The 8,150-nt window shown below is 71.1% G+C and carries 8 protein-coding genes and 1 pseudogene; 6 read left to right on the plus strand and 3 right to left on the minus strand.

The window, feature by feature from the left end; genetic code table 11:
• Nucleotides 1–854: SDR family oxidoreductase (locus H5J33_RS15875; RefSeq protein ID WP_181795556.1), on the plus strand; the 854-nt coding region annotated here is incomplete at its 5' end.
• Between the two features lie 111 nt (nt 855–965).
• Here H5J33_RS15875 and H5J33_RS15880 read toward each other — a convergent pair.
• A complete protein-coding gene (locus H5J33_RS15880) occupies nt 966–1,535 on the minus strand; it encodes a PadR family transcriptional regulator (protein WP_181795557.1) in 570 nt (189 codons plus the stop codon).
• A 57-nt stretch (nt 1,536–1,592) separates the two neighbouring features.
• On the opposite strand from H5J33_RS15880, the gene H5J33_RS15885 reads away from it, so the two are divergent.
• The gene (locus H5J33_RS15885; RefSeq protein WP_181795558.1) at nt 1,593–2,063 is read left to right on the plus strand and encodes a nuclear transport factor 2 family protein; all 471 of its coding nucleotides are present in this window, start codon (nt 1,593–1,595) and stop codon (nt 2,061–2,063) included.
• Between the two features lie 68 nt (nt 2,064–2,131).
• On the opposite strand, the gene H5J33_RS15890 is transcribed toward H5J33_RS15885, so the two are convergent.
• Nucleotides 2,132–3,652 carry a polysaccharide lyase family 1 protein gene (locus H5J33_RS15890; RefSeq protein WP_181795559.1) on the minus strand — a complete coding sequence of 507 codons (1,521 nt, stop codon included), beginning with the start codon at nt 3,650–3,652 and terminating at the stop codon, nt 2,132–2,134.
• Between the two features lie 523 nt (nt 3,653–4,175).
• Between H5J33_RS15890 and H5J33_RS15895 the strand changes: the two genes are divergently transcribed.
• Both H5J33_RS15895 and H5J33_RS15900 read left to right on the plus strand, forming a co-directional pair.
• Nucleotides 4,176–4,673: a peptidase inhibitor family I36 protein gene (locus H5J33_RS15895; protein WP_181795560.1), complete on the plus strand. Its 498-nt coding sequence runs from the start codon at nt 4,176–4,178 to the stop codon at nt 4,671–4,673.
• Between the two features lie 86 nt (nt 4,674–4,759).
• Complete coding sequence (locus tag H5J33_RS15900; protein ID WP_181795561.1) at nt 4,760–5,260, plus strand: metallophosphoesterase; 501 nt, start codon at nt 4,760–4,762, stop codon at nt 5,258–5,260.
• A gap of 591 nt (nt 5,261–5,851) precedes the next feature.
• Here H5J33_RS15900 and H5J33_RS15905 read toward each other — a convergent pair.
• Nucleotides 5,852–7,066 (minus strand): SMI1/KNR4 family protein, encoded by a 1,215-nt coding sequence (locus tag H5J33_RS15905; RefSeq protein ID WP_258565130.1) that lies wholly within the window; start codon nt 7,064–7,066, stop codon nt 5,852–5,854.
• Between the two features lie 390 nt (nt 7,067–7,456).
• Here H5J33_RS15905 and H5J33_RS15910 point away from each other — a divergent pair.
• Both H5J33_RS15910 and H5J33_RS15915 read left to right on the plus strand, forming a co-directional pair.
• Nucleotides 7,457–7,846 (plus strand): annotated as a pseudogene (locus H5J33_RS15910) (transposase); the annotation flags it as partial.
• A 121-nt stretch (nt 7,847–7,967) separates the two neighbouring features.
• Nucleotides 7,968–8,150, plus strand: a 183-nt coding sequence (locus H5J33_RS15915) for a helix-turn-helix domain-containing protein (RefSeq protein ID WP_181795563.1), incomplete at its 3' end; no start/stop codon positions are given.

An 8,150-nucleotide genomic window follows, 5' to 3' on the forward strand; every position in this document is an offset into this window, starting at 1 on the left:
GTCCGTTGGGCGCGCTGACCTGGACGGTCACCTTGTCCTGGGGGGCGGCGGCCGAGGCCGCGGAGCAGGCGTTCGGACCGGTCGACATCTGGATCAACTGCGCGTTCGCCACGGTGTTCGCGCCGTTCGAGGAGATCACCGCCGAGGAGTTCAAGCGGGTCACCGAGGTCACCTACCTCGGCTTCGTCAACGGCACCCGCACCGCCCTCAAGCGCATGCTGCCCCGCGACCGGGGCACGATCGTCCAGGTCGGCTCAGCGCTCGGGGAACGGTCCATCCCGCTCCAGTCGGCGTACTGCGGGGCCAAGCACGCCATCAACGGCTTCACCTCCTCCCTGCGCACCGAGCTGCTGCACCGCGGCAGCAACGTGCACATCACCGTCGCCCAGATGCCCGCCGTCAACACCCCGCAGTTCGAGTGGGTCCGCTCCCGGCTGGCCAAGCACCCCATGCCGGTCCCGCCGATCTACCAGCCCGAGGTGGCCGCCCGGGGCGTGCTGTACGCGGCCGACCACCCGCGCCGCAAGCAGTACTACGTAGGCGCGTCCACCGTGGCCACCATCTGGGCCAACCGGCTCTTCCCGGCGCTGCTCGACCGCTATCTGGCCCGCACCGGCTTCGACTCCCAGCAGACCGACAGCGTCCCGCCGGCCCACCTGGACAACCTCTTCGAACCGGTCGACCGCACACGCGCCGACGACCAGGGCGCACACGGCGCCTTCGACGACAGCGCGCACAGCCGCTCCTGGCAGGAGACCCTGGTCCGGCACCCCGCGGCCACCGCCCTCGGCGCCGGAGCCGCCCTGCTCGGCACCACACGCGGCCTGCGCCGCCTGACGGGGCGAGCCGCCTAGAGCGGGCCCGCCGGCCCTTGCCGCCGCCGTCGGTCCGCAGGGGCACGTCGGGGGCGAGGACTTCCGGGGAGAGCCCGCAGACGCCGCCCGGTCCGCGCCTGGTGCGTCGCGTCAGGTCCGGGTGCGGGCCCGCTGCCGCTCTCGCAGGACCGCGATGGTGCGCTCGCACCAGTCACGGTTGCCCTGTTCGAAGGCGAGGCCGCGCAGGCACGTCAGATAGGGGCCGACGCGGTCGCCGTGGCGCAGGAACTCCTCCTCCGTACGGTCACCGCGCATGCCGCGCAGCAGCTTGCCGAAGAGCTCGATCTTGGCCTGGGCGAAAGCGGCGCGTTCGGAGAGCTGCGCGATCAGGGCCTCGGGGTCGACGTGGTCGGCGGCCTGGACCTTGACGAGCAGGTCGTCACGGATGAAGGAGGGCTTCGCGGAGGCGGCCGTGAACTCTCCCAGTTCCGCCAGCCCGGCCTCGGTCACCTGGAAGAGGCGCTTGTTGGGCCGCGACTGCTGGAGCACCTCGCGGCCCGCGATCAGCCCGTCCTTCTCCAGCCGGGTCAGCTCGGCGTAGAGCTGCTGCGGCTGGGCGTACCAGAAGTTCGCCACGCCGAGGTCGAAGGCCTTGGCCAGCTGGTAGCCGCTGAGTTCCCCGTCGAGCAGTGCCGCCAGCACGGCGTGCCGTAGCGCCATCGGGCCGTCTCCTTGCCTGCCTCTGTCAGGAATGCTCGGACCATGATAGTCATGAAAATGACTAGTCACATTCATGACTATGAAGATGGGGAAGCCGTGACCACTGCCGACCGTTTCCGCGCTGCCGTGAACCGCCGTGACCTCGCGGCGCTGGACGACCTGTTCGCCGAGGACATCCGCTTCTACAGCCCGGTGAAGTTCACCCCCTTCGAGGGCAAGCCGATGGTGCGGGGCCTCTTCAAGGTCCTGCTGCGCACCTTCGAGGACTTCCGTTACCTCGGCCACTACACCGGCACCGCGCGGACCAGCGCCGACGACACGTCCGCCGACTCCGCGGTGCTGCTCTTCCGGGCCAGGGCGGGTGGCAGGGAAATCCACGGCGTCGACCTGCTGCACTTCGACGACGACGGCCGGATCAAGGAGTTCACCGTCATGGTCCGACCCCTGTCCGCCGTCCGCGCCCTCGGCGAGGCGGTCCTCGCGGGCCTGGTCGCGGACGGCCTCGTACCGGCGTCCGCCGACCGGTAGCCGTACGCCCCGGCCGCGCGGCGGAGCCCTCGGTGGCGACCGGGGAGCCGGCGAACACCGGTGCGGCCCTACCCGGCGTACGTCTCGAACTCGGCGACCTGCGGGGTGCCGCTCGCTCCGGTGATCTGGAAGGTGACCTTGGAAAGTGTCGTCCGGGGGAGCGGGATGACGCCCGCGCCGCTGCCGGAGGCGAGCTGCGCCCCGGTGTCGCCGTTGAGGAGGCGCCAGGAGCCGATGCGGCCCGCGGCCCCCGCCGTCTCCCGGACGACGACCGAGGAGATGGCGGTGGGCGAGCCCCACTTGATCGAGATCGAGCCGGTCGTGCCGGCCGGCGACCAGTAGGTGTTCAGGTCACCGTCGCGCACGTTGCCGTAACTCGTGCCGTCGGCCTTGCCGGAGCCGTCGGAACCGGCTCCGATGCTGAGGTTGGTCCCACCGGGCTGCGTGGGTGTCGGCGTGGGCGTCGGCGTCGGCGTCTGGGGTGTGCAGTTGCCGTCGGAGACGCGCAGCCCCTTGCCGGCGCCCGCCGTCTGGTCCACGATGCCCGGCACACAACCGGTGTCGTCGAGCGTGTAGGCGTACGGAATGGCGACGGTGGTGTTGGACCGCGGGTCCGGGCCGGCCGGGTGGTTGTCGGTGCCGGGACTGGTCCAGGTCACGTTGTCGAAGGTGTTGCCGGCGACCTGCCAGTAGCCGAGCTCGTCGGTGTAGAAGGTGCCCAGGACGTCCTTGGAGTCCTCGAAGTAGTTGTTGTCCACCCTGGCGTGGGCGCCGGCCCGGGAGTTGATCCCGGACTTGTTCAGGCGCACATAGTGGTTGTTGTACATGTGGGCCGTGCCCCCGCGCAGCAGCGGAGCGCGGGAGTCGATGTTCTCGTACAGGTTGTGGTGGAACGTGATGTAGCTGTTCGACAAGTCACTCTCGCTCGACCCGACGAGACCGCCCCGTCCCGAGTTGCGCAGGACGCTGTACGACAGGGTGACGTACTGGGTGCCGTCCTTCATGTCGAAGAGCCCGTCGAAGCCCTCCGCCTCCCCGCCCGAGGCCTCCAGCGTCACGTGGTCGACCCAGACGTTGCGGACGTCGCTCTCCATGCCGATGGCGTCGCCGCCGTTGGACGTGGGGGAGCCGGACTTCTTGACGTTCTTCACCGTCACGTTCTGCACGACGATGTTGTGGGACTCGCGGATGTGGATGCCCACCTGGTCGAAGACGGCCCCGCTGCCGACCCCGACGATGGTCACGTTGCTGATCTGCTTCAGCTCGATGACCCCGTCCGCGGTGTTGCAGCTGCCGCCGGACACCTTGGCGGTGTTGGCGTGGTCGATGGTTCCCTCGACCTGGATGGTGAGGGGGGTGCTGCTGCTCGCCCGGGAGCACAGGGCCGCGTGGATCGCGGTACCGGTGGTGGCCCGCACGGTCTGCCCGCCCGCGCCGCCGGTGGTCCCGCCGTTCTGTGTCGCGTATCCCGTGGCGCCTCCGACGGCGGCCGACGCCTGCTCGGGCATCGCCACGACCATCCCGGTCGCGGCGGCCACCCCCAGCGTGGCCAGGGCCGCGTACAGTCGCATGGCGACTGGTCGTCTCATCGTCGTCTCCCACTCGGTCGTCTGCCGCCGGACGCGGCTCGGATGCTGTGTGGTGTTCCTCGTGCTGTGTGGTGCTCCTCGTGCTGTGTGTCGGGGGTGTTGCCGCGCTCGGCCGAACACTCGGGAAAGCGCTTTCCGCGCCGCGAGAATAGGGTGGCCTCTGGTCAACGGCAAGGTTCCGGACAGATTCGGAATTCTCCACTCCGTATGAAGGTGGCTCACGGAGAAGTGCGGGAGAAAACGCTCACTGCCGTGCGCGCGGAGTGGAGGACGGCGGCTGGTTGGCCGCCCGGGGCTTCCGGCCGGTGTGGTGATCCGTCCGAGGGCGACGGCGAGGGCGGCAGCAGGGCGAAACCGAGGACGAGGACGAAGGTGGCCGCCCGCCGCGGCGCCGTGCCTGTCCGGGGCATTGTGCACCACATGCGCGTGGGAGCCGTTGTACGACCGGGTGCCCTCGAAGAACGACAGCTGGACGCGGCGACCATGACCGCGCTTCCGCGGGCGGCAACGGGAAAGGACTCTCATGAGACCGACAGTCGAAACCGCGGTGTCGGCGGCAGCCATCGCCTCCACCGCCGTACTGGCGGTTCCGGGAACCGCGTCGGCCGACACCCGCCCCGACTCGGCCGTGTCCCGCTGTTCGGAAGGCAAGGTCTGCCTCTTCGACGGCCACAACCTCACCGGGGACGCCCTCCAGCTCGACCCGGTGACCACCTCCTTCATCGGCTGGGAGCGGAACGACCGGGCCGGCTCGGTGTGGAACCGCAGTGGCGACTATGTCTGCATCCGGCTCGGTGCCGGCCACTACGGCTACCCCTTCGACATCCCGCCGGGCGCGACGCAGGAACTTCTGTTACGACAACGCGGTGTCCTCCCTCTCGGTCAACGGCCGCGGAGGCCGAGCCGCCGGTCGGCTGAACCCGCCGTCCGCCTGAGCTCCGAGGAAGGACGGCGGGATTCAGCCGAGCGGCGCACTGTCAGAGCGCGCCGGCCACCGTACGCCGGAAGTCCGGGGCCGTGAGGCAGGTGCCGGCTCCACCGTGCCGAACGCGCCCGCACGGTGGCGTGCCGGGCACTTCTTTCTGGAACGATGGGTAGGCTGACGGCGTGCGCCTCCTGCTGATGTCCGACACCCACCTTCCCAAGCGGGCCAAGCGGCTCCCGGAGCAACTGCTCGCCGAACTCGCGCACGCCGACGTGGTGTTCCACGCCGGGGACTGGGTCGACACCGCAACCCTGGACCTGCTGGAGAGCCGCAGCCGCCGGCTGATCGGTGTGTACGGCAACAACGACGGCCCCGAACTGCGCGCCCGGCTGCCCGAGGTGGCCCGCGCCGAGCTGGGCGGCCTGCGCTTCGGCGTGGTCCACGAGACCGGCCCCGCCCAGGACCGGGAGGCCCGGTGCGCGGCCCGCTTCCCGGACCTGGACGTCCTGGTCTTCGGACACAGCCACATCCCCTGGGACACCACCGCCCCCGGCGGGCTGCGCCTGCTCAACCCAGGCTCCCCGACCGACCGCCGCCGCCAGCCCCACTGCACCTACCTCACCGCGACGGTGACCGGCGGAGCACTCACGGACGTGACCCTGCATCGGCTGCCGCGGCGGTAGTGCTCCGACCGGGAAGGTTCGCACGCGCGGTGTACCGAATCATGGTGACCGCCGCCACCTGCCGTCCTCCCACCGGGGGCTTCCACGCGTACCCCGACTTCGAGTCACTCCGCCCCCGCCCGGCCTCGCTCGCGGTGACGGACTCGCCCAGCCTCCAGTGCCGCCTCCTGGACGCCTACGGGGTGTTGGCGCCGGACTGGCCCCTGTGGGATCGGCTCGCGCGGCAACGCCGGACGACCCGGAGTCCCATGGGATCCACCAGGGCAGCCCAACCGCCGGCCAGGGCAACCGCGTCGGCGATCGGATGGGCGCCTGAGTGGGCCGCCGCACGGGTGAGCCGCCGGACCGCCTGATACCGCGTCGCCTTCCAAGGGGTGGTCCAAGCCGACCGCGGCCTTGATCCCGCCGGCTCTGGTGCGTCCCTCGGTCCCCTCGCCGACACGGGTCAGGCGCAGGGTGGGGGCCACGCTTCTGCGGGGCCCGGAACCGCACCGGCCGCACCACCGTCGTGTTCCCCGCCCACGGCCTCGAAAGCCGCTCATGGTCCTAACGCAACAGTGCTGAGGCCCCAGTTCGTGGTGACGAGGGTCTTCACCACGGCGCGCCCGGCCCGAACGGTTCGAAGAAGATGACGTCCAGCGGATGCAGGTTCCGGCCGGTCAGACCGGGGAAGCCGGATTCGGCGGGGCCACCGCGCAACCACGTGAGCAGGGTTGCCGTGAAGTCGCCCGGCAGGGGCGGTCCTTGGTCGCTGTGGCGTGGGTTGACGGCTACGCGCCATGTCTCGGGCGGGCCGTCCGCGCACCAGCCGATCTGGTCCCCGTCGATCGTCGACGCGAACGGCAGGAAGCCGCCGGGCTCGGGCCACGCGGGCATCGGGTAGTACTCGGGATGGGCGGCGCGCAGTCGGCGGTATCCGTCAAGCATGCCCTCGATGGTGGCCGTGAGCCCCTGATCCCGTGGCCGGTCCAGGGACAGCGGGGCGCTCATGTCCAGCCACCAGCTCCAGTTGCCCGCCCCGTACCGCTCCGCGAGCGCCACGAAGTCCGGCGGCAGCCGGGTGCCGAGCCGCTCGAAGACCTGCTCCCATGTGCCCTCGCCCAGATACGGCTCCAGGGGCGGTGGAACCAGCGCCATGACGGCGTCGAGGCCCGAACCCTCGGTGAGCGCCGCGTGCTGCCGCGCGTCCACGGCGGTGCCCGCAGGCGGTGGCGACCAGGGTGCGGCCCCGGCCAGCGGCGGCCAGACCCGTATCCGTGAGGGCAGCGGGCCCAGCAGCCCGCCGGGCTCGCCCGGGTGCGGCACGCCGGTGCGCAGCAGCGTGAACAGCAGCTCGAGGAAAGGGACTTCGTAGTCCACCCAGGGCTCGTTCACCCCGACTGCCACATTCGTGGTCATGAGCGTGACCGGCCACTCGTCGGGGTCGTCCGACGCGCCCGTGTCCCAGAAGAGGTGGTCGCCGCTCCTCGTCGTGGCGAAGGCGAGCAGGCCGCCCTCCTCGGGCAGGAAGGGGCGCCGACGCGCGGTGAACATGCCGGGCCGGATCGCCGAGTGCCGGTGCGTCTCGACGATCCATGCCGCGTACTCGAAGCGGCCGTCGGTGCTGACGCACGGGGGATGCAGCCGGATCGCCGCACCCGGGCCGCCTATCTCGGCCGCGCCGTACGCCGACACGAGCGCCTTGTAGTCACCGGGCAGCGGGGTGCCGAGCCAGCCCTCTACCGCCGCCCAGTCGACGGCGGGCGCCGGGCCGGGCGGCGGTCCGACGAGACCTGTGAACGCGGTGATCCGCGCAGAGTGATCCATGGAGCCGAGGATGACATCCCCCACCGACATCGAGACTGGGACCTGCCCCCGCCCGGGCGTCCGATCCGCACACCGACCGACGCTTCGGCTGTCCTCGGGGTGAATCGCTCGGCGGTGTCGGTATCGGTGTCGCGGCAGACTCGTGATCACGCTGCCTGCGAGTTCTCACGACGAGCGACCGGCCGCTGTGGCGAGGGGTTCGCCTCGCTGCACTGAGCGAGGCACCTCACGCCTTCAAGACCGGGCTCGCGGAGTGGCACAACGGTGGGGAGGAGCGGTGGGGAGGAGCGGTGGCGTGAGCGCTTGGCCATGCCGGAGGCCCACGGCATCGTTGCGTTGCTGGACGGCCGGGCCGCAGAGACGGCCCGCCGGCCTTCCCGGGGATGGCGGCGCCCGCGCAAGCGGTTTGCCAAGGACACCGTGCTCATTGTGAACGGCACTCCGGTCCCCGGGGATCACACAGTCGCCGAGCGGTCGAAGGACTGCCGGTGGTGCACGGATCACCAGGTCGTCATGGACGCCGGGACCCGTCTGGTCGTCGTGGTCGGCCGGCCGCTCGCCGGGAACCGCGACGACCGCACGGCGTGGGAGGGGCCCGGCGCCAAGACCGCCGTCGGAAAGGCCCTCACGATCGCCGACGGCGGCTACCCCGGCACCGGACTCTTCATCCCGCCCCGCCGGGAGCGCGGCCAGGCCGGACGCCCGGCTCGGAAAGAGGAACACAACAAGACCCACCAGCGGGTCCGAGCCCGCGTCGAGCACGTCTTCACCCGTATCAGGCGGTCTCCGGTGCCCCGTTTTGCCGCGCTCGCGGACAGAACGCGGCGTCCAGGGGCACGGCGGCCTGTTCGGGGTAGACGGTGATCACAACCGGGGAACTGATCACGGAAGGAGACGAGCCGTGCGGAAGGGCGAACAGATCACTGGCGCGGCGCGTGAGAAGCTCGCGCGGGAGATGAAGGAGCAGTACGAGGGCGGCAGGTCGATACGGGCCATCGCGGAGGCTTACGGTCGGTCGTACGGGTTCGTCCACCGCGTCCTCACCGAGACGGACGTCTCCCTGCGCGCCCGGGGCGGGGAGCAA

This window comes from Streptomyces sp. WELS2 (genome assembly GCF_013870595.1).
Taxonomy (GTDB): Bacteria; Actinomycetota; Actinomycetes; order Streptomycetales; family Streptomycetaceae; genus Streptomyces.

Bases quoted from the DNA above. Each gene is read 5' to 3' on its own strand.
- H5J33_RS15880 (WP_181795557.1), bottom strand. From the start codon at position 1,535: ATGGCGCTACGGCACGCCGTGCTGGCGGCACTGCTCGACGGGGAACTC.
- H5J33_RS15885 (WP_181795558.1), top strand. From the start codon at position 1,593: ATGACTAGTCACATTCATGACTATGAAGATGGGGAAGCCGTGACCACT.
- H5J33_RS15890 (WP_181795559.1), bottom strand. From the start codon at position 3,652: ATGAGACGACCAGTCGCCATGCGACTGTACGCGGCCCTGGCCACGCTG.
- H5J33_RS15895 (WP_181795560.1), top strand. From the start codon at position 4,176: ATGAGACCGACAGTCGAAACCGCGGTGTCGGCGGCAGCCATCGCCTCC.
- H5J33_RS15905 (WP_258565130.1), bottom strand. From the start codon at position 7,066: ATGGATCACTCTGCGCGGATCACCGCGTTCACAGGTCTCGTCGGACCG.